At 46.0% G+C, this 20,683-nt stretch carries 15 protein-coding genes; 13 read left to right on the top strand and 2 right to left on the bottom strand.

The genetic code is table 11. The features are described 5' to 3' along the window. Positions 1-511: 511 nt before the first annotated feature. From KJS58_RS09495 to KJS58_RS09555, 13 genes are all read left to right on the top strand, one after another. On the top strand, positions 512-1,000 hold the full coding sequence (locus KJS58_RS09495; protein ID WP_213532296.1) for an RrF2 family transcriptional regulator: 489 nt from the start codon (positions 512-514) through the stop codon (positions 998-1,000). Positions 1,001-1,123: 123 nt separating this feature from the next. Continuing rightward, on the top strand, positions 1,124-2,008 hold the full coding sequence (locus tag KJS58_RS09500; RefSeq protein WP_213532476.1) for a class I SAM-dependent methyltransferase: 885 nt from the start codon (positions 1,124-1,126) through the stop codon (positions 2,006-2,008). A gap of 57 nt (positions 2,009-2,065) precedes the next feature. Further along, entirely contained in the window at positions 2,066-2,857 is a 792-nt protein-coding gene (locus KJS58_RS09505; protein WP_213532297.1) for an aminoglycoside phosphotransferase family protein, read from the top strand. 280 nt (positions 2,858-3,137) lie between these two features. After that, entirely contained in the window at positions 3,138-4,097 is a 960-nt protein-coding gene (locus KJS58_RS09510) for an ABC transporter permease (RefSeq protein ID WP_213532298.1), read from the top strand. After that, entirely contained in the window at positions 4,097-4,966 is an 870-nt protein-coding gene (locus KJS58_RS09515; protein ID WP_213532299.1) for a carbohydrate ABC transporter permease, read from the top strand. The genes KJS58_RS09510 and KJS58_RS09515 overlap by 1 nt, the downstream gene beginning before the upstream one ends. Before the next feature lie 23 nt (positions 4,967-4,989). Beyond that, a complete protein-coding gene (locus KJS58_RS09520; protein ID WP_213532300.1) occupies positions 4,990-6,531 on the top strand; it encodes an extracellular solute-binding protein in 1,542 nt (513 codons plus the stop codon). Next, complete coding sequence (locus tag KJS58_RS09525; RefSeq protein ID WP_213532301.1) at positions 6,528-7,853, top strand: Gfo/Idh/MocA family protein; 1,326 nt, start codon at positions 6,528-6,530, stop codon at positions 7,851-7,853. The genes KJS58_RS09520 and KJS58_RS09525 overlap by 4 nt, the downstream gene beginning before the upstream one ends. A gap of 2 nt (positions 7,854-7,855) precedes the next feature. Continuing rightward, positions 7,856-10,081 (top strand): glycoside hydrolase family 88/105 protein, encoded by a 2,226-nt coding sequence (locus KJS58_RS09530; protein WP_213532302.1) that lies wholly within the window; start codon positions 7,856-7,858, stop codon positions 10,079-10,081. Positions 10,082-10,145: 64 nt separating this feature from the next. Next, complete coding sequence (locus KJS58_RS09535) at positions 10,146-12,491, top strand: helix-turn-helix domain-containing protein (protein ID WP_249717108.1); 2,346 nt, start codon at positions 10,146-10,148, stop codon at positions 12,489-12,491. A gap of 17 nt (positions 12,492-12,508) precedes the next feature. Further along, on the top strand, positions 12,509-14,566 hold the full coding sequence (locus KJS58_RS09540) for a glycoside hydrolase family 65 (RefSeq protein WP_213532303.1): 2,058 nt from the start codon (positions 12,509-12,511) through the stop codon (positions 14,564-14,566). A gap of 37 nt (positions 14,567-14,603) precedes the next feature. Continuing rightward, positions 14,604-15,752, top strand: a complete 1,149-nt coding sequence (locus KJS58_RS09545) for an oligogalacturonate lyase family protein (protein WP_213532304.1) — start codon at positions 14,604-14,606, stop codon at positions 15,750-15,752. A gap of 40 nt (positions 15,753-15,792) precedes the next feature. Beyond that, positions 15,793-16,938 carry a glycoside hydrolase family 88/105 protein gene (locus KJS58_RS09550; protein WP_213532305.1) on the top strand — a complete coding sequence of 382 codons (1,146 nt, stop codon included), beginning with the start codon at positions 15,793-15,795 and terminating at the stop codon, positions 16,936-16,938. Continuing rightward, positions 16,935-19,505 carry a glycosyl hydrolase family 95 catalytic domain-containing protein gene (locus KJS58_RS09555; RefSeq protein WP_213532306.1) on the top strand — a complete coding sequence of 857 codons (2,571 nt, stop codon included), beginning with the start codon at positions 16,935-16,937 and terminating at the stop codon, positions 19,503-19,505. The genes KJS58_RS09550 and KJS58_RS09555 overlap by 4 nt, the downstream gene beginning before the upstream one ends. A gap of 375 nt (positions 19,506-19,880) precedes the next feature. Here KJS58_RS09555 and KJS58_RS09560 read toward each other — a convergent pair whose 3' ends face one another. Continuing rightward, positions 19,881-20,051 carry a hypothetical protein gene (locus KJS58_RS09560; protein WP_213532308.1) on the bottom strand — a complete coding sequence of 57 codons (171 nt, stop codon included), beginning with the start codon at positions 20,049-20,051 and terminating at the stop codon, positions 19,881-19,883. Positions 20,052-20,071: 20 nt separating this feature from the next. Then, the gene (locus KJS58_RS09565; protein ID WP_213532309.1) at positions 20,072-20,659 is read right to left on the bottom strand and encodes an ANTAR domain-containing response regulator; all 588 of its coding nucleotides are present in this window, start codon (positions 20,657-20,659) and stop codon (positions 20,072-20,074) included. Between the last annotated feature and the right edge of the window lie 24 nt (positions 20,660-20,683).

Consider the following 20,683-nt stretch of genomic DNA (forward strand, 5'->3'; position numbering starts at 1 on the left):
CACTAATGGCTAAAACAAAACGCGGTAAAGGCTTGTGGAATATACCTTCTAAAAGTAGAGGTACCTGTCCGATTTGCCTCTCGACCAGAATAAAGTTGCTTTATTCTGCGACTAACTCGGATGGAAAGACAGTGACAGTCTGCAAGAAATGTAGCTCAGTAAACGCGAAAACCGCTGATAAAGCTGCTTCGACAGTAAATTTAGGATTTCGAAGAAAGCTACGTAGAAAGTTGAATCAACAAAAGCAGAAAGTATAGAAATTGTTTTTTTGAAAAATGGGCATTCCAACTCAATTTGCAATGGAATGCCCATTTGTTGTTTATGGGAACCTGAATACCTTATCATGTGTGACTTTGGGAAAAGGGTTTCAATATCTGTTGATATTTTCAGAATGACTAGATGTATATATTGGCTATTACTTTCATTCCTTTATTGCTAAAATTAGGCTAATGGTTTATTATAGACATCTCAGGTCCATAATTAAGGTGATTATAGGAAAGGAAGAAGGAAAATGCAATTCTCGAAAAGTACAGATTACGCTTTGCATGCATTAGTTCATTTGGGTAACTCGAACAGTCTGAGCAATATTGGAATCAAGGAATTATCCTCATCGATTGGTGTTTCCGAAAGTTATTTATCTAAAATCATGTCTAAGTTACGGCAACATGGAATGGTACGTGCTGTTCCTGGGGTCAATGGTGGATACGAACTAGCACGTCCGGCGGAGCAGATCTCTTTCCTTGATGTGGTTCAAGTGATTGAAGGGAATCAGCAGCTGTTTGAATGTTCACATGCCAATTCCCGTTTACATGAGTTGCTTACACACGAGGGAGATGCACCCTTATGTCAGGAACATCCAGAGCATCATAGTATTTGTTTGATTGAAAAGGTGATGGACGGGGCAGAGCAGCATCTATATCAGTACTTAAAGGAACACACAATTGGGTCCATATTGGATGAGGCAGCAAAACGCTGTAATCATAAAGGAAATAAGGAGTAAGTATTTTTTTATTCTAATTATGGATACATGGTATCTATAATTAGGCGGCAGATAGTAAAGACTTCGTAATGTGAAGATACAATATAATACAGCGGATAAAGAGGAGTAACTATGAACGATTTTATGAACGATTTTTTTAATGAGGCTATATGGGAAAAAGCATGGAAAGAGCATGGTGAGAACGCTCAGAAAAAAATGAAAAGAGCTGGAGTTCAGCCCTCCAATGCTTTTGATCATAAAGCAAAGATGTTTAATGAGCAGTCATTTAATGAAGCAGGGAAAAAGAGAACTTCACGAATCATGAGCTGGCTTGAAGGGCAAGGGGTACAATTTAATAATGCGTCTGTACTGGATATCGGCGCCGCCTCGGGAGTTTTTTCGGTACCATTCACAGAAAGGGGAGCCCATGTAACTGCTGTAGAGTCTTCTCTGCCCCTGGTGGAATTTTTGAAAGAAAATGTGGCTGCCTTGGGCGGAAATGAAGTAACCATTGTACCTGAACCATTCGAAAATATCGACGTGATCGCAAGAGGATGGGAAGATGCTTTCGATCTTGTGTTTGCCTCGATGTGTCCGGTTATTCTAGATTGGGAAAGTGTTGAAAAGCTACTTCTCTGTGCCCGTGAGTATTGTTATATCAGTATGCCGGCGGGTCCCATTGAGATTAGTCTAATCAATGAAATATGGCCGCTGATTACGGACCAACCTTTCAAAAAGAAACATATGGAAATGGGATATCTACTTCATCTTCTATACCTTAAAGGTTACTCCTATGAGTCGCTTATATCGAAGGAAACCAAAACAACAGAAGTCTCAAAAGAAGATGCGTTAAAGGAAGTACTGCACTGGTTAAAGAATCATGATTTGCCTACGGATGATCAAATCCAGAAGATAGTTACAGACTATTTGGATGAAACCTATCCATCTGGTAAAGTCGTGATTAAGCAAAGTGGGCGTTATGGCAAGGTACTCGTTCGTTTACAGGCTGAAGAGATGTATACGAAATGATGCCTGAGCGATAACGTTAATAAGCGGTATGGATTATTTTTGGGGAGGTTATAATGAATGGCAAACCAAGAGCATGAGGAAGAGTTGACTGGGGGAAATGTCTCTAAAGTGTATCGAGTAGCTGATACGGTACGGCGAGAACTTCATTCAGATAGCCCTAGAATTCATAAACTGTTACAGCATCTAGAGAATAAAGGTTTTCATTATGCCCCAAAGTTTTTAGGAATCGATGAAAAAGGAAGAGAGGTATTATCCTTCATCGAGGGGGAAGCTGGTAATTACCCCGTAAAAGAGTATATGTGGTCTGATGAAACATTATCTGGTATAGCAAAAATGCTTCGTCTTTACCATGATTCTGTTGAGGATTTTCCGTTTGATCCTAGATGGGAAGCAATTGATCATACTCCGGGACCTTTTGAGGTCATCTGTCATAATGATTTCGCCATATACAATATTATTTTTGATAAAGAAACGCCAGTAGGTATTATTGATTATGATGTTGCTGGGCCAGGACCGAGACTTTGGGATATCGCTTACACTTTGTATACCTGCGTTCCCTTAAGCAGATTCTATCTGTCTGAAACAGGTGAACAAATTCTTTATGATCCAGTGAAGCATGCAGATCGAATAAAACAAAGGATCTCTATGTTTCTTGAGTCTTACGGTACAGAAATAAAAAGTGATGTTCTGGATATGGTATTGCTGCGTTTAGAAGGACTATGTAAGACGATAGCGAGAAGAGCGAAGCAAGGGGAAGTCGCATTTCAAAAAATGATAGATGAAGGACATCTTGAACATTATCAGAGTGATATTAAATTCATTCAGGAACATGGGAGAAAGTGGGTGTAATTAGTTCACTGATACCCTCTTATATTTTAAATTTAGAAGTCGCCTTCATGGCGTCTTTTTTTTATTTTACCAATACAAGCACTGTCATACTTACTTGAAATGTAGCACTAACCAATTATCCAGCGGATGAACCATTCCTGCAAACGCTGTTCCGGAGACGATTCGTTCATCCTGTGGCTGATTGCACAATTGTTATCCAGTGTTCATCCCCTTAACATGTGAAACAGAGGAGCTTGCTCATCATTCACACCATCTATAGCAAAAGGGGGTCCAAGATCATATGGCTGAGCTACCTATAACATCAAATCCACACCCCGGAGTTACAGTCAATAAACCGGTAAAAAGAAAGTACCTGCATAACATGAAGAAGCACTGGATGCTTTATGTCATGATCCTTCCCGGTATTTTGTTCTATATTATTTTTAAGTACATTCCACTGGGAGGAAGCGTAATCGCTTTTCAGAACTTTCAGATTATGAAAGGCATTTGGGACAGTCCGTGGGTGGGCTTGGACAATTTTAAATTTATTTTTACGTACCAAGATTTCTATCATGTACTCCGTAATACCGCTCTAATTGCTCTTTACAAGCTCGTGTTAGGATTCCCTGCTCCCATCCTGCTCGCGCTATTGTTTAATGAAGTGAGAAAGATGTTGGCTAAACGCTTTTTGCAGAGTCTGTTTTATCTGCCGCATTTCCTTTCATGGGTAGTTGTTGGAGGGATCGTTTTTGAAGTGCTGGCCTCGGGTGGATTTGTAAACGCTGTCCGTGGATGGTTTGGATTTGAGCCGATTTTATATATGCAGCAAGAGCAATATTTCCGGTCTATCGTTGTCATATCTTCTATCTGGAAAGAGGTGGGCTGGGGAACGATCATATACCTCGCTGCAGTTAGCGGCGTTGATCCTACTCAATATGAAGCAGCTGTTATGGACGGAGCTAATCGTTGGAAACAGACGATTTATATTACACTACCCGCTTTATTCCCGACGATCCTTACCCTGTTCCTGCTGAATATTGGGAATTTCTTAGAACTAGGCTTCGATCAGATATATAACCTGCTGACACCAATGACCTATTCCGTAGGAGATATTATTGAGACCTATGTTTACCGCTCGGGTGTACTGCAGGGACAATATAGTGTAACGACAGCAATCGGTCTGTTTCAGTCTGTCATTGGTTTTATTCTGCTTTGGATCTTCAATCGCTTGGCTAGAAAAAGCGGAGAGGGGTTGTGGTAATGAAGCAGAGCATTGGAGAAAAGTGTTTTCAAGTAGCGAACTATATCTTCCTAACAGCTGCTGCCTTTACAATGATCATGCCGCTGCTTCATCTGCTGGCGGTTTCCCTCAGTTCTCCGTTAGCTGCAGATTCAAAGGAAGTTTTCCTGTGGCCGGTCCACTTTACTCTCGCTTCCTGGAAACATGTTTTGCAAAGTTCCGGCTTATGGCAATCGTTTGGTGTAACCGTATTTATCACAGTGGCGGGTACTACACTTAGTATGCTATTTTCAGTGCTGACTGCTTTTCCGCTATCCCGGCGGGAATTTCTAATCCGAAAGCAAGTCATGCTGGGGATCGTCATTACGATGATATTCAATGCACCGTTGATTCCTTTCTTTTTAACGGTAAGAGAGCTGGGAATGATGAATTCTCTATGGGCTATGATTATACCGGGTGTCATCGGCACATTTAATATGGTTATTCTGCGAACCTTCTTTATGAGTTTGCCTAAGGAGCTGGATGACACCGCCCGAATTGACGGATGCCATGATTTTCGAATACTGTTCCAAATTTATTTGCCACTATCCAAGCCGGTATTGGCCACGGTCAGTTTGTTCTATGCCGTAGGCTACTGGAACACATTCCAAAGGGCGGTTCTTTTCCTCAGAGATCCCGGATTGTGGCCGCTTCAGATGAAGCTGCGAGCTTACTTAACCAGCCCAGAGGAATTGGCTCAGGTGAATATGTTTCTAGGCGATTATGACTTTAACACAACTACGTTAAAAGCAGCGACGATTCTTTTTGCAAGCGTTCCCATCATTTTGGTGTATCCTTATTTGCAGAAATATTTTGTAAAAGGTTCACTGCTTGGATCGCTGAAAGAATAATAAATAATCAGGGGGATGATTCCATGAAAAGACGACTGACCGAAAAGATTGTACTGCTTTCGCTTAGTTTTGCTTTGCTGCTCATGGCTGGCTGCAGCTCAAGCACTCCGAATGCAGGAAGTAGTGAAGGTGCAAAGGGGGAAGGGAATTCCGGGGCTGCAAAAGTTAAGGTATTCAAGAGCCATACGGGTATTGGAACTATGCCCACTCCGGATGATCCGCATGTGAAATACGTCGCAGAAAAAACGGGAGTGCAGTATGAGCTAATTACTACACCGCCTGGTTCGGAACCATCTGAATATTTAAACCTGATGATTGCATCGGATGATTTGCCGGATATCCTGCGTCCGATCGGAGGCGTTGAACAAACGCTGATCCAGCAGGGCGGAGCGCTGCCTTTGGATGAACTATTACCTGAATATGCACCAAACGTTTGGAAAAGTATTCCCCAGGAAGCATGGGATATTGTCCGTTCAGCTTCCCCTGACGGCAAAATCTATTATGTGCCTAAAGTGTTTTTAGTGCCTGAACGTGCTCCCCTGATCCGAAAAGATTGGCTAGATAAGGTAGGTCTGGAGATGCCAAAGACTGCCGATGAATATGTTGAAATGTTAAGAGTCTTCCGCGACAAGGATCCGAATGGAAATGGCAAAGCGGATGAGTTGCCGACAAGCGGCAGGGAATTTGGAAGATGGATGGATCACCTTTTTGCGATGTACGGGGTGGCCATGTGGGAAGGGTATCCTGAATGGGATATATATGATGGAAAGATTCAGTACGCAGGAACCACAGACAATATGCGAGACGCAATCAAGTTTATCCGTATGCTTTATGAAGAAAAGCTGCTTGATAATGAAACATTCCTAAACAAAGGCGAAGTTTGGCAGGCTAAAATTAACAATAACCTCGTAGGCAGTTGGTACCATTTGCCGGCGAGTATACGTGATCGGTACAATGCGATGCTCACTCAGGCTCCGGATGCTTACGTTGCGGCGATGCCGCTGCCCAAAGTCGAGGGCTATGAAGCTTTCGTAACCCAGAAGAGCATGGGTGAACCAGAGTGGATGATTCCAACTACCAAACAGGAGAATGCCCCAAATGCTCTAAAGTTGCTAGATTTCTTCTATAATTCCGAGAATGAAGAATTTGTCCGTTTCGGTCTTGAAGGAGAACAGCATGAAGTCAAGGATGGACGTAAAGTCATTATCCCTCACGCCGACAATAAACCTCTAGCACTTGGGATGAAAAATTTAACCACTGTAGACGACATGAATAAGCGGATTGAAGAAACATATCCAGAAGACCAACAGCAAATGGTCAAAGACATGTTTATCGTTAGCACTGCTGATGCTAGACAAATTGCCGGCGATGGTCTACCCGCTTCCGTATATGAAGGATATCCTGATTTACAGTCACACAAGCTGTTCCAGGAGGTGCTGACGAAGATTGTCATCGGTGATTTGCCGCTGGAGGCTTATGATGATTACGTGAAAAAATGGAATAGTGCCGGAGGCGAAGTCGTAACTCAGCGTGTACAGGAATGGTATGAGAAGGTGAAAAAATGAGGAAAAGATATGCCATATGCGGTGTTAGCGGCAGAGCTTTGGGACAATTCGCTAAACCGATCCATGAACTGTTTTCACATAATTCGGAGGTTGTGGCACTGCTAGATACGGATCCGGCACGATTTGAAGCCTATCGTTCCCGATTCCCGCACCATATGGATATTGCTGTTTATGGAGCATCTGATTTCGGGGCGATGGTTGATGATACGAAGCCCGACTGTATCATCGTCGCTGGCAGGGATGATACCCATGTCCACTATATAATAGCTGCACTAGAGCGGGATATTGACGTGATCACCGAGAAACCGATGGCTACTACAGGAGCTGATGCCAGACGCATTCTGGAAGCGGAAGCGGTGAGCCGTGGGAAAGTAATCGTAACTTTTAACTACCGCTATATGCCGATTCATATGCGGATCAAGGAGATGATTCAGGAGGGTAAGGTTGGCCGAGTCACCTCCATAGATCTTAATTGGTATATCGATACCCATCACGGCTCCAGCTATTTTAAACGATGGAACCGTGAACGGGCCTTCTCGGGCGGTCTGTCTGTCCATAAAAGCACCCATCACTTTGATTTGGTCCAATGGTGGATTAACCAAAAACCAGTGGAGGTATTTGCCTACGGAGCACTGAACTACTACGGTGCCGAAGGTGAATGGAATCCGGCACAGGAGGATGGAAGACACTGCCGTACGTGCAGTGTCTCGAAAGACTGCGCTTATTATTCCCGTTGGACACCGCGTAGCCGCCAGATCCGGGTGCCGGATGATCATTTGAACCTTCTAAGCGCAGACCAAAAGGATTTCCCGTACACGTCATACCGTCCGGATCAATGTATTTTTGATTCATCGATCGCAATTGAGGATACTTACACGGCAACCATGAAATATAACGGAGGAGCTTTAATGAGCTATTCAGTCAATTTTTCTCTTCCTTATGAAGGCTATAGGCTGGCGATAAACGGCACAAAGGGCAGATTGGAAACGCTGGAATATCATATGCCCGCTCGCACGCCTTTCCCAACACCGGTTCAGACCATCGATTACTTTCCGCTGTTTGGGTCGAAGGAAACAATCCATGTCGTACACCGTGAAGGTGGTCATGGCGGGGGAGACCCGCTGCTGCTTGAAGATATTTTTCTGGGTGAAGACTTGAACCGGCCCTACCAAATTCTTTCGGGTGCCACGGACGGGGCTTATTCCGTCGCCGCAGGAGAAGCGGTATGGCGTTCTGTGGAAGAACATCGGCCTATTGCTATAGATGAAGTGCTTGGCGGTAGGAGAAATACAGTGCAAGCACAAAAAATGAGGGAGGAGTGAACATGGCTAGACAAGGATATTTTGATCCGGAAGAGAGCATTGCTTATCAGAGCGGTGAGGACATAATGCATGCCCTGATGACCATTGCATCAAGATATATCGGCGCGAGTCCTCCACATCCTCCAGTCTACCGGGTTTCCAGGCCAGGGCCTGTGCGCAAAAGTGATGACCATCGCTACCGCTTCCCGATCGGAGAAATGTTCTCTGACATGCGTGAGGGGCAAAAGGTGTACGCCTGGGCAAAGCTTTGGAGTGACAATGAGCAGGAGTTCATCTTTCATGTGACCTGCTTTGGTCCGATTAGGGTATATCATAATGGACTTGTTGCTTACGGCTCTTCCTCTGATGAAGAATATCCTGCGGTACCCCTGCTAAAGCTGAAACGCAGGCTTAATAAAGGATGGAATTATTTCGTTCTTGAATTCAGCCGTGGGAAACAAGGGAGCGGAGGGATATTTGGCACTGGCTCCAAGAAAAATAAACCCCTTCACTTCATTATCCCTTCTGTCGAGCGGGAGGGAGAGGAAGGTTGGCTATACACCGAACCGCTTGATGTTCCGCTGTTACAGATTCCTGCGGGTTCCTTAAGCGAGGAGGCTACGGGGGTGAAATGGCTGCCCAAGGAGGATAAACATGCAAATGGATCGCCATACGGACAGCTCGCACGGATCTATGGTCTGACAAGCGGAAGGTTTGCTTACGCGTGGTCGAAGATTAGCGGTCCGCACTTCGGGCAGAGGACTGTCGTGTTGTCCGGTGAAGCTTTTAGCCCAGTAGAGTTTTCTATTGATGGAAAGGAAGTGTTCCGAAAGGAGCAGGCGGGAACCTTCCGCTTCGAGCTGCAATTGTCTCCTGCCGGCCATCATCTGACAGTGAAGTGTCTATGCGGAGAAAATGATTGGGGTTTCCTTCTCGACACGGTTTCACTAGAGCTATTGACTCCTGCGTATGATGTAAAAGGCTACAAAGGTAAATGGTTGTACTTAGGTCCTTTTCAGGCCGGTCAGGAAATCGATCTAGCTTCGATGCAGACTATGAAGCAGACGGTCCGTAGTGCGACAGGCGAAGAGGTGTACTGGAGGACAGAGCTCAAAGGTGGAGAGGTGCGCCCGTTCTTGGAAAATGAATGGTATGGCAGGTGGAATTATCCGCTTGGAGTCACCTTGTATGGTCTGCTTCAGCTTGGTAAAGCAGGTCATCGGCAGGATATTCGCGACTACGTGCTGAACCATATTGAATTTGCCTCCTCTCGTTTCAGGTACTCCTTATGGGATAGAGCACGTTATGGCGCTGCGGGGCTCAATAACCAGCTCTCACATATCGACAGTCTTGATGACTGCGGATCATTCGGAGCCACCATGTTACTGGCCGAACAGGAGTGTAAACTGGAGGGTACCGCCGAAACTGCAGCACATATCGCAGACTACATTTTGCATCGGCAGGACCGGCTGAATGATAATACTTTATACCGCAAGGTGGGTGTCTCAAAAACGATGGACAATACCATGTGGTGTGATGATCTGTACATGAGCATCCCTTTTCTGTGCAGATATGCTCACTGGTCGGGTGATGAACAAGTACTGGATGAAGCGGCAAGTCAGGTGCTTTTATATAAAAAATATCTCTATATTCCTGAACTTCAAATTATGTCTCATGTATTTGATGTGGAGCGAGGCGAACCTACCCGTACTCCGTGGGGAAGAGGCAATGGATGGGTGCTTTTCTCTTTGTCTGAGCTGCTTACTGTGCTACCTAGAGAACACGCTTCCTTCAACGTGCTCCTTCAGTTCTACAGAGAATTATGCGAAGGATATTTGGGACTGCAGGGTCGAAACGGATTATGGCATCAGGTGCTGACTGACCCCGAGTCATATGAAGAAACTTCCTGTACCTCAATGTTCATTTACTCTTTTGCCCGCGGGGTGCGTCAAGGGTGGCTAGCGGACCAGGAAACTTATATACAAGCTGCACTGCATGGATGGAACGGACTCATCCGTCGTTCCGTTGATAAACAGGGAAATGTATATGGAGTATGCCGGGGCTCCAGCTACTCCTTCTCTAACCAATATTACAAGCACGAACTGAGCTGGAATCTGAACGATACGCATGGGATCGGTATTGTATTATTGGCAGGGTTGGAGGTCATGTCTATGCAGAGCTTGGAGAGAAACATTCCAGCTAAGGAAGCGGCGGGTTGTTATGGGGAATCTAGGAAGGAGAAATCATAAGGTTACAAAATAGTCTGGAGAACGGGTCGTATTCAGCAAGCACAATCTGTATAATATTGGTAAATTGCTGATAAGGTGGGAGATGGATGTGACCCGTTCCTTTTTGAAGTGGCTGAAATTCAATTTCACCAATAGCCAGACCCGGCTGCTGCTGATCCTGACCATCATTGTATTTATGATTATTATCGCGGTAGGAATGACAACGTATTATTCAGCTAAATCGGTATTGCAGCAAGAGCTAAGCGAACCTCAGCACCAGATGCTGCTTATCAGTATGAATGACATTGATGAAGTGATCCAGGAAAGTGACAAGATCGCGGTGAAAATTGCACTGAACAGCAACGTGTATAAATTTCTCACAAATGAAGAACAAGGATCTTATCGAAATATCACAGAACTGGTGCAGTTTCTCGGTACTATAATTAGTAGCACGGCCTATGTTAAGAGCGCTTACATTTATGATATGGAACGGGAAAGTATCGTTGCTTTTCCACAAGGTTATAGCTCTAATAAATTGAATTTCTTAGATTCGGGTTGGGTGGGGGTGACGGCTGAGCTTGAAGACCGGCCTATGCTGGTTAAACAACGGGAGATCGCCGCAGCGGGTTCTGGGAAATCCGTATCTCAAATTACACTTTATCGAAAGATTATGCTAGCTGGTCAGCCAAAGGGCATTATTGCCATCAATTTCAAAAAAGAGCAGATGTTCAGACATATGCTGCTCTCTTCCGTCTCGGATCTTGACAGCCACCGCTTCATTCTAGACAACAACAACAATCCGCTGTATGATCTCGGCAATTATGATGTTGGAGAGGATGCGGTAGCTCAGGTTCTCACTCAACTGGAGGGAGAAAAGCTTGGTGAGTTCAACCACGAAGGAAAGTTATTACTAGCTACACAGACCATTTCACCTTACACCGGATGGCGTTATCTGTCGGTGATATCACAAGACAGTCTGCTGGCCAATGCTCAGAAAATCCGTGATATTGTCTTTGTGGTATCTTTGCTGGCTCTTGGGGCAGGGGCGGTCGCAATCACATTCTACAATACAGCTGCCTTCAGGCCAGTACGCCGGATGAGGCAACTGCTTAGTGGCTATGACCGAGAGTGGATCAATCTGGAACTGATTGATATGGAGAAAATAACGGGCCAGCTGCTTACAGACCATGCGCAGCAGGCTATTAATCTCCGGCAGACTCTGCCGGAAGCCTCCTCTAAATTTTTGATGGATATTTATACAGGAAATATGACAGGGAACCGCGAAATCGGCGAGAAGTGGAGTCGTTACTTCAAGGATTGGAATGCTGAGCCACTTGCGGTCGCCATATTGTCCATTGATGATTATCAAGCTTGGTGCGAAAAATTCAAGAAGTCGGATCATTCTCTATTGAAATTTGCGATTGCTAATATCATCGCCGAGCTGCTGTCCGGCCAGTGGCGTGTGCTGTCGGTAGATCTGGGTAGAGACCGGATGCTTGTTATGCTTCAGCCGCTCGATCTGAGCAGGGACACCCTTGCAGCACTTGCCATCGGGGAAGCACTTAGTGGAATTCCCCATCTGCTTAAGTTCCAGGTCTCAGCCGGTGTTAGTGAATATCATGAAGGGTTCATGCGGCTTCACCAAGCGATGCATGAAGCGGAGAGTGCACTTGATTATAGACTGTATCTTGGATATGAACGCGTGATTCCATATGAAGAGATTTCCGGCAATCCACTGCCAGAGAGTACTGCCGAAGAACATGAAGTCATGGTCAAGCTGACTGAAACCATCGAAGCAGGCAACAGTGAGGAGGCACTGAAAGTGCTTAATCTTATGTTCATCCGTATTAAGGATGAGAAGTGGCACCCATCCTCGGTACAGACGTTTATGGAGTCTGTAGCCATGACGCTAGAGCGTATTCGTCTAAACCGGGAGACAAATGGCTGTGGAATTGAAATGTCGGGTTTGCGTACGATGCATCTGGAGGCTGCCTGGTATTTGCTGCAAAAGCAAGTGGGAACACTGGCGGAATGGTTCGGCAGCCTACAGCTAAGAAAGGATTTCGTACTATGTCAACAGATGATTGCCTTTATGAACAACCATTTGGAAGACTCTGTTGGCATTCAGGAGATTGCCGAGCATACCGGCATCAGTACCAGTCTAGCAAGTCAGCTATTCAAACAGGAAATGAATGATACCATTCATGGATATTTCACTAAACTACGGATGGAACACGCCTGCAAACTGCTGCTAGATACGGATTACAGGATTTCTGAAATCGCTTCCATGGTGGGGTATCAGCATGAGAACAGCTTTATTCGTGTGTACCGTAAATATAAAGACGTCACACCCGGAAAATACAGGGAGATGATGCGCAGTCGCAGAGATTCACTATCAGAATCCGAGCTTCCCTATGACCGTCTAATGTAAAGGAGGGAAAGTTATTCATGGATCGTAAATCGATCGTCACTAGGAACCATCCGGTATTTACGCAGCTTGAGCCAAAATCGCCCTTATCCGTTGGCAATGGAGAATTTGCATACAGCGCTGACTTTACGGGTCTACAGAGTTTTCCTGATGAGTATGAAATACCACTTGGTACACAGTCCAATTGGGGCTGGCATTATACAGGCGGCCATGAGGTCTATGGAGATCAGGATATCGTCTATCAGGCATTTGATACATATGGGCGACAGGTGCTGTATCCCATGAAACCGGAAGGCAAGGAAGATGCTTACCACTGGCTGCGCCAAAATCCACATCGTCTTCAGCTTGGACGAATATCGTTTCGACTGCTGCGGGAAGACGGGGAAGAAGCAACTGCTATCGATGTGGTTCCTGTACGTCAGGAATTGAACCTCTGGACGGGTACCCTGCACAGTATATTCACCGTACAGGGAACCGAGGTGCGGGTGGAGACAGCTTGTGACCCGGAGCGAGATTGCCTAGCTATTCGTGTACACTCCGAATTAATTCGTGAGGGACGTCTGCAACTTTTTCTTCTATTCCCTTCACCTGATATGACTCACCGAAATTGGTCCAAATCTGTATTCCCTGACTGGAACCAGGATAGTAGACACCATACAGAACTGACCGCAGTTAACTCGGACTCAGCTTCTTTAAAACGTGTACTGGATGAAGATGAATATGCAGTGAAATGGATATGGGATGCGGGTCGTCTTAAGCAGACAGGTCTCCATGAATTCACGTTAATACCGGAAGCTGTTCAAGACTCTGAAGGCTGGTCCTGCAGTGTAGCGTTTGCTGCACAGGAACCGGAGCCCCAGCCAGCGGATGTAGTTCTGGGTAAAAGCGAAATTTACTGGGAGAGATTTTGGAACAGCGGGGGAGCATTAGACCTGTCCGGAAGTAGAGATCCCCGAGCTGCTGAGCTCGAACGGAGGGTAGTACTTTCCCAATTCCTATGCGCTGTACACAGTGGAGGGTCTATGCCTCCGCAGGAGACTGGGTATATGTACAACAGCTGGTTCGGAAAAATACATCTGGAGATGCACTGGTGGCATGCAGCGCATTTTCCGCTCTGGAACCGTACCGAATTGCTGCGCAGCAGTATGGACTGGTACCTAACCATCCTGCCAGAAGCTCGAGAACTAGCCCGTTCTCAAGGCTATGCGGGAGCGCGCTGGCCAAAAATGGTTGGCCATAATGGACGGCAAACCCCGTCACCTGTAGCCCCAGGTTTGATCTGGCAACAGCCGCATCCAATGACATTGGCCGAAATGTGTTATTTAGCAGGGCATGAGCGATCCGTACTGGAACATTATAGAGATATTGTATTTGAAGCGGCTGATTTTATGGTGTCCTATGCCCATTGGGATATTGAAAGAAAAGCCTATGTGTTAGGTCCTCCGCTGATCCCCGCGCAGGAGAATCATACGATGAGTGACAGCTTGAATCCGCCATATGAACTGGAGTACTGGAAATACGGGCTTGAGATTGCTGTTCGGTGGGCAGAGCGACTGGATCATCCAGCGAATCCGGCCTGGGCGAGGGTAGCATCACAAATGGCAAGACCTCTTCAGGAGAATGGAGTCTATCTGGCTCACGAAAATTGCCCAGAGACGTTTACCGTTAAGAACCATGATCATCCCTCGATGGTTGGAGCGTATGGACTGCTGCCAGGATCGCTTATCGAGAAGGAGATCATGAGAAATACACTGCTTAAAGTCAAAGATTGCTGGGACTGGGAATCCGCCTGGGGGTGGGACTTTCCCATGTGCGCCATGACAGCGGCTAGACTGGGTGAGCCAGAGATGGCGGTGGATTTTTTACTGATGGACGCTACGAAAAACACGTATTTACCAAATGGTCATAACTATCAAAGACCGGGTCTATGGGCGTATTTACCGGGGAACGGCGGCCTTCTGACAGCAGTAGCTATGATGGCAGCTGGTTGGGCTGGTGAAGAGGAACGAGAGAATCCAGGATTTCCGCAGGACGGAAGTTGGTCGGTAGAGTGGGAAGGGCTTAAGCCCCTGCTCTGATTAATAAGCCACACAACTTGGAGAGGAGCAATTCAACATGGCGAAAGGGACTATAACCCCTGCAGAATGGAAAATTTATCATGACCGGATCACTGGTTTGCCTGTCCGGCAATTGACGGATTATAAAGCGCATAGCCACCATTTGTATTTTACCGAAAACGGCTGGTATGACGAATGGAGACGGATGTTATTCTTCTCGGACCGTGGTAATTCGACGAATCTGTTCTCGATTCAAATGGACAATGGCGAAATCACGCAGCTTACAGATTATAAGAACAATGACCAGCTCGAGGCTTGTCTTCATCCAGAAGGCACTCATGCATATCTTAGACGCGGAAAGGCTGTTATTTCTCTAGACCTGAACTCACTTGAGGAGCAACTGTTGTATGAATGCCCTGAAGCTTACAACATAGGCAATCTCAGCTGCGCAGCAGACGGTCTGTCCATTCTGACTTGTATTCAAGAGGACCTGTCTGACAGACTAGATTTAGATCTGGGCAACGGATATGTCGGTCATCGCGAGCTGATGGAGGCCGCACCTTCTAGCATCATAATTTCCATTGATCTAGTCTCAGGCCTGACGAAAGAGGTATACCAGTCCGATTGCTTCATTACACATGTGAATGCATCGCCTACTATGCCATGGTTAATGACCTTCTGTCATGAAGGTCCCTGGCATCTCGTGGATCACCGGATCTGGGGTCTGAACCTTAAGACGGGTACAGTTTGGAAAATTCGTGAACGGTTTGCTCCGGGAGAAATGGTGGGGCATGAATTCTTTTTCCCAGAAGGGAATCGGATAGGTTATCATGGCTTTCGTCCTGACGGAACTAATTTCTTCGGATCCATCAATTACGATAATTCAGATCTGGAAGAAACCGAGTTTCATTTTGATACCTGGCATGCCCATGCAGACGGATTATCTCAGGCAGTGGCTGACGGTAAGGGAAAGGTGAAAACCCTGAACCTTTGGCGTAGGATGGCGGATGGACAATTTGATGTTCCACGGGTTCTGTGTGAGCTGCGTTGCAGCTTTCATTCGCAAAAAGTGCACGCTCATCCCCGGTTTACCGGTTCGGGGGAGCAAATGGTTTTTACAAGTGACCGAACGGGGTACGCCAATATCTATCTCATTGATCTTCCGCAAGATACATCCACGCTGCCCAGGGTTGAAAGCTCAAAATAATTCTGTATACGGCTTTGCTTAGTAAAAGGAGGGATTTTGCATGGCCCAAACTTTGGCAGAGGTAACTTCACAGAAGCGCAGAATGTCCGTCAAAATTGCAGATACTCTGCTCTCTGAATGTAAGGATGGTGATCATCCGAAGCTTGCGGGTAAGTGGGGGTACGTAGGCGGGATGACGCTGATGGCTTTAGAACGTGCAGCCCAGTGGAACAACAATCCGATATACGCTGAGCTTGTTCACCGTCACATGGATGCTCTGATAGAGAGCGATGGTACCATTCGGACCTACCGGCTGGAGGATTACAATTTGGATATGATTAATGAAGGGAAAAATCTCTTCACCCAGTGGAAACGATCCGGCGAAGAAAAATACTATCAAGCGATTCTGCAGCTGGTCGCTCAGCTGAAAGGACAACCGCGTACGAGTGAAGGCGGGTTCTGGCATAAGAAAATATATCCGTTCCAAATGTGGCTGGACGGAATTTATATGTCCTCGCCGTTTCTGGCGGAATATGCCAGCACCTTCGATCATCAGAATAGTTTCGATGAAGCGGCTCGGCAGATTCTGCTGATTGAAAGAAAGACTCGCGATCCCCGGACCGGTCTGCTCTGTCATGCCTGGGATGAGAGTAGGGAACAGCGGTGGTGCGACAAGGAAACTGGCCAATCTTTTCATGTTTGGGGCCGTGCCATGGGTTGGTATGCGATGGCGGTTGTCGATGCACTGGAGCATTTTCCGATCGATCATCCGCAGAGCGGTCAGATCATGGGAATCTTTGAACGGATGGCTCAAGCGATCGCTCATGCCCAAGATCAGGAGAGCGGGCTGTGGTACCAAGTAATGGATCAGAACGGCAGAGAAGGCAACTACTTGGAGGCGTCTGCTTCCTGTATGTTGACCTACGCGCTTGCTAAAGGCCAACGGCTGAATTATTTGGCAGAACTGGACCCTAAAGTTGTAGAAAATGCATATGCGGGTATTTTGAAGCAATTTGTCACAGAGGACGAAAAAGGTGTGCACCTACACCGTATTTGTCATGGTGCTGGACTAGGCGGCAAGAAATACCGCGACGGTTCATATGCCTATTACATTAGCGAAGAGATTGTCAGCGATGTCCAAATGGGAGTTGCTCCTTTCCTGCTAGCCAGTATTGAAATGGAGAAGATGGCAGGAGTCGAAGAATGAAGGAAAAGAACGGACAATCGGATATAAGACCGGATAGAAACAAGCTGCGGTTAAGATACCCGGCTTCTTGGTGGCAGGGAATGTGGCGTGAGGCACTTCCATCCGGTAACGGCAAGATTGGCGCCTCTGTCCAAGGCGGCATACAGGAAGAAACGATACTATTGCAGCACAGTGAATTATGGCATTGGGGGCGGAAGGATGAGCTCCCTGATGTTAGTTATACATTGCCTGAGACCCGGCTAATGATGGAGGAGGAACGATATCTAGAGGCAAGCTGGCATCTGACCCGAACTCTACAGGAAAAGGGATATGCTTCTAAGCTCTCTTCCCGTTTTCCGCTGGCTGCATTGACGGTGTCAATGCAGAGTGACAGCGCTTTTCGCAAATACCGAAGGGAACTGGATATGGACACCGGTGAGGTACATGTCCGCTGGGAGGAGGAAAAACGGTGCTATTCAAGAAGCCTATTCGTCTCTCGTGCAGATGATTGTGTCGTCTATGAGCTGAAAGGCCAGGAACTGAAAGAGGCAGATACGGACCAGGAAACTGGAATATCAGCTATAAGCAAGCCATTGCTTACAGGAACAATAGCTCTACAGTTCCATCCAGGTGACCGTGTGCGGGAAGATGAGGAATTCATAGCATTAAAATCGTCAATAACAGTCCAAGTGGATGACGATTACCTATTTTATGGCGGACAAAATGACGACGGACAAGATTTTGGTGCAGTACTGCGTCTGATCAGAGTGGCTGAAGATCCAGTTCAGGAAGGAATACCCGCTCATAGGAACTCAAGCTCCTTAGGAAACATAGATACAAATTTAGATGATATCCAGAGAGGTAAACAAGAGAAATTCAAGGATAGCGGGAAGCTCCATTTTCAAACGTCAGGCAAGCTGCTTATTCTTGTCAAAATGTTTAGCTCTGGAAAGCGGGAGCAGGAATGGGCACGACTAAAACAGGAACTGGCGTTGTTTGGCACAAGTTACGGTCAGTTGTTGGCAAAGCATACGGAGCTGCATCAACCCCTTTTTCGCTCCGCTGAGCTTGATCTTGATGATGCGGCTGATGACAGTCTTAGTAATGAAGAGCTACTCATGGAAGCCTATGAAGGTGAGGCTCCTATGGGGCTAGTTCGTAAATTATGGGCTTACGGTCGGTATTTGTTTATCAGCGGAACCTCGGAACATAGCAAATCACCTTTTGGACTATATGGCTTATGGGGAGGGGATTACCGGCTGATCTGGGGGCATAACATGGTCAATGAGAATGTCCAGATGATGTATTGGCACACTGCTGTTGGAGGGTTGTCTCACCTAAATCAGTCCTTGTTCCGATATTACAATAGTTTGATGGAGGATTTCCGAAATAACGCAACGAAGCTCTATGGCTGCAGAGGCATATACATTCCCGCTGGTACCACACCCGGCATGGGTGTCCCAAATCAGATTGTCCCCGTTATCATGAACTGGACCGGGGCGGCCGGCTGGCTCGCACGGCATTATTATGAGCATTACCGATACACGGACGATATGGAGTTTCTACTTAACGATGCTCTGCCCTTTATGAGGGAAGCACTTCGATTCTATGAAGATTTTCTGGTGCTGGGTGCAGACGGGCAATATATCATATATCCTTCTGTCTCCCCAGAGAACACGCCCGAAAACTTTATGCCAAAGGATGGGCAGCAGCTCGCTCACCCTATGCCTACAGCAATCAATGCCACAATGGATATTGCTATTATCAAGGAATTATTACAGAATGCCATTGAAGCCAGCCGGATCGCAGGTATATATTCGGGCGAGATTCCGCATTGGGAAAAAATGCTGGAACGTTTGCCCGCCTATATTGTTAATAGGGACGGGGCAGTGAAAGAATGGTTGCATCCCGCATTTGAAGATCGGCAAAATCATCGTCATCTTTCGCATCTATATCCTGTTTTTCCGGGACAGGAAGTCAATCGGGAAGAGCAACCAGAACTGTTCGAGGCCTTTGAGAAAGCGGTGCATCAGCGAAAACTTGGAGCACAAAGCGGCTGGTCACTTGCACATATGTCTTCCATATATGCTAGGCTTGGCGATGGAGCGCGTGCCCTGGAATGTCTGGATATTCTCGCACGCTCCTGTCTGTTGAATAACGGTTTTACCCTTCATAACGACTGGCGCAATATGGGGGTGTGCATGTCCATGCCCGCAGCACCCGTTCAGCTGGATGCCAATCTAGGGTGGGTTAATGCGGTGCAGGAGATGTTGCTCTATGTATCGCCGCAATGGATCAAGCTGTTACCAGCATTGCCAGCGCGGTGGATCAGGGGTTCTATTCATGGCTGGTGTATACCGGGAGGCAACCTATCACTTACATGGGACCAGGCAGCTGGATCATTTCGAGCAGAAATACTCGCTAGTCGCCAAATCACCACGAAGCTTCAGTTGCCGGACTGGATTACTGCTTGTAAGGTGCATAGTAGGAATGGCACCGTCTTGCAAGCTACTATGGATGGGAACTATGAGTTTAATCTTAAATCAGGAGAAAAACTGGTTTTCGAGCAGAGTGCTCTCGAAACATAACCGATTGATACCGATATAACGTAATATATCAAATGACAAGGCACTGTGAATGAAACAGATAATAGGACTTAAGAAGATAAGTTGAGGATTGTTATAAAGGAGAGAGGAATTTCTGTGAAATTCTTCCGTTTCATAAACAGCCCATATTCTATTTGAATAAGGGCGTTCGTATTTATCGTACATTTACTCCATCAAGGCTTCTTCAGGTTTTAAAAGAGTCGTCATATTTGTGTGAAATAGCTGATAGGCTCGCCACGCTGTCCTACTTTCGAGAAGTGATTTGCTTAAATATATATCCTCTTCAATAGAACTTGCATGTTCCGCTACAAACAGCCTTACTCAGACGTAAAAAGCACCTGAATTTGTGAATGGCATCTAGCCATTACCTTGAAGAACATCTAATCTAACTTTCGCCTGTTTGGCTGGAATCCCTTCCACTTCAGGTACATAAGAATCAATTCCATTCATTTCAGGGACCAAAACCTGAAGAGCAGCTTCTCCTTGATCAATAATTCGATCTTCTTTTAAACAATGAAGCATGCTCATACGGATCTCCCTAAGAAACTTTATGCTTTTAGCATTTGATGTGCTTTTACGATAGAAATGGCGACATCAACGATGCGCATTCGTTCATTCATCGCTTTTTTGCGGAGTAAATCATAAGCTTCAGATTCACTGATTTTGTTAATATCACTAAGTATCCCTTTCGCCATATCAATCCATTTCCGATCCTCAATTCGAGTAAGCAACTGTTTGCGTTCACTAGCCCATTCCTGTCGTTCAAAATAACGCTTTTCACTAAAGTGAAGTGCCCAATTCAGTTCATATTCTTTCATGGAAGGAGTCAGAACACCATCGATGGATACTTCAACTTCCCAAGAAGTTATAGCAGATCCCGCTGCGTATGGACTGCACCACCACAGGATGGGAAGGGACTTGATTTGGAGGAGCTTCTCCGTCCACAATCTAATATCATAAACTGGCAAATGCAGAATGGCTGCGTCTGCCTTGGGAAGAAGTGTGTGGATTTGGGCTTCTTTACTCACAACATGAACAAGATATTCACTTTCTGTAAGCATCTTTTCTGGACTTAGATGCTCATGTGACATCTCCACATCTTGGTCATTAATTTCTACTAGTAACAAAGAACGCATGGAAGCATCGGCACCCCCTGAATG

Source organism: Paenibacillus sp. J45TS6, from assembly GCF_018403285.1.
In the GTDB taxonomy this organism is placed as follows: Bacteria; Bacillota; Bacilli; order Paenibacillales; family Paenibacillaceae; genus Paenibacillus.

Coding starts and splice junctions, on each gene's coding strand:
- KJS58_RS09565 (WP_213532309.1), bottom strand. CDS start 20,659: ATGCGTTCTTTGTTACTAGTAGAAATTAATGACCAAGATGTGGAGATG.
- KJS58_RS09540 (WP_213532303.1), top strand. CDS start 12,509: ATGGATCGTAAATCGATCGTCACTAGGAACCATCCGGTATTTACGCAG.
- KJS58_RS09510 (WP_213532298.1), top strand. CDS start 3,138: ATGGCTGAGCTACCTATAACATCAAATCCACACCCCGGAGTTACAGTC.
- KJS58_RS09560 (WP_213532308.1), bottom strand. CDS start 20,051: ATGAGCATGCTTCATTGTTTAAAAGAAGATCGAATTATTGATCAAGGA.
- KJS58_RS09500 (WP_213532476.1), top strand. CDS start 1,124: ATGAACGATTTTTTTAATGAGGCTATATGGGAAAAAGCATGGAAAGAG.
- KJS58_RS09550 (WP_213532305.1), top strand. CDS start 15,793: ATGGCCCAAACTTTGGCAGAGGTAACTTCACAGAAGCGCAGAATGTCC.
- KJS58_RS09525 (WP_213532301.1), top strand. CDS start 6,528: ATGAGGAAAAGATATGCCATATGCGGTGTTAGCGGCAGAGCTTTGGGA.
- KJS58_RS09555 (WP_213532306.1), top strand. CDS start 16,935: ATGAAGGAAAAGAACGGACAATCGGATATAAGACCGGATAGAAACAAG.
- KJS58_RS09530 (WP_213532302.1), top strand. CDS start 7,856: ATGGCTAGACAAGGATATTTTGATCCGGAAGAGAGCATTGCTTATCAG.
- KJS58_RS09505 (WP_213532297.1), top strand. CDS start 2,066: ATGGCAAACCAAGAGCATGAGGAAGAGTTGACTGGGGGAAATGTCTCT.
- KJS58_RS09495 (WP_213532296.1), top strand. CDS start 512: ATGCAATTCTCGAAAAGTACAGATTACGCTTTGCATGCATTAGTTCAT.
- KJS58_RS09515 (WP_213532299.1), top strand. CDS start 4,097: ATGAAGCAGAGCATTGGAGAAAAGTGTTTTCAAGTAGCGAACTATATC.
- KJS58_RS09545 (WP_213532304.1), top strand. CDS start 14,604: ATGGCGAAAGGGACTATAACCCCTGCAGAATGGAAAATTTATCATGAC.
- KJS58_RS09520 (WP_213532300.1), top strand. CDS start 4,990: ATGAAAAGACGACTGACCGAAAAGATTGTACTGCTTTCGCTTAGTTTT.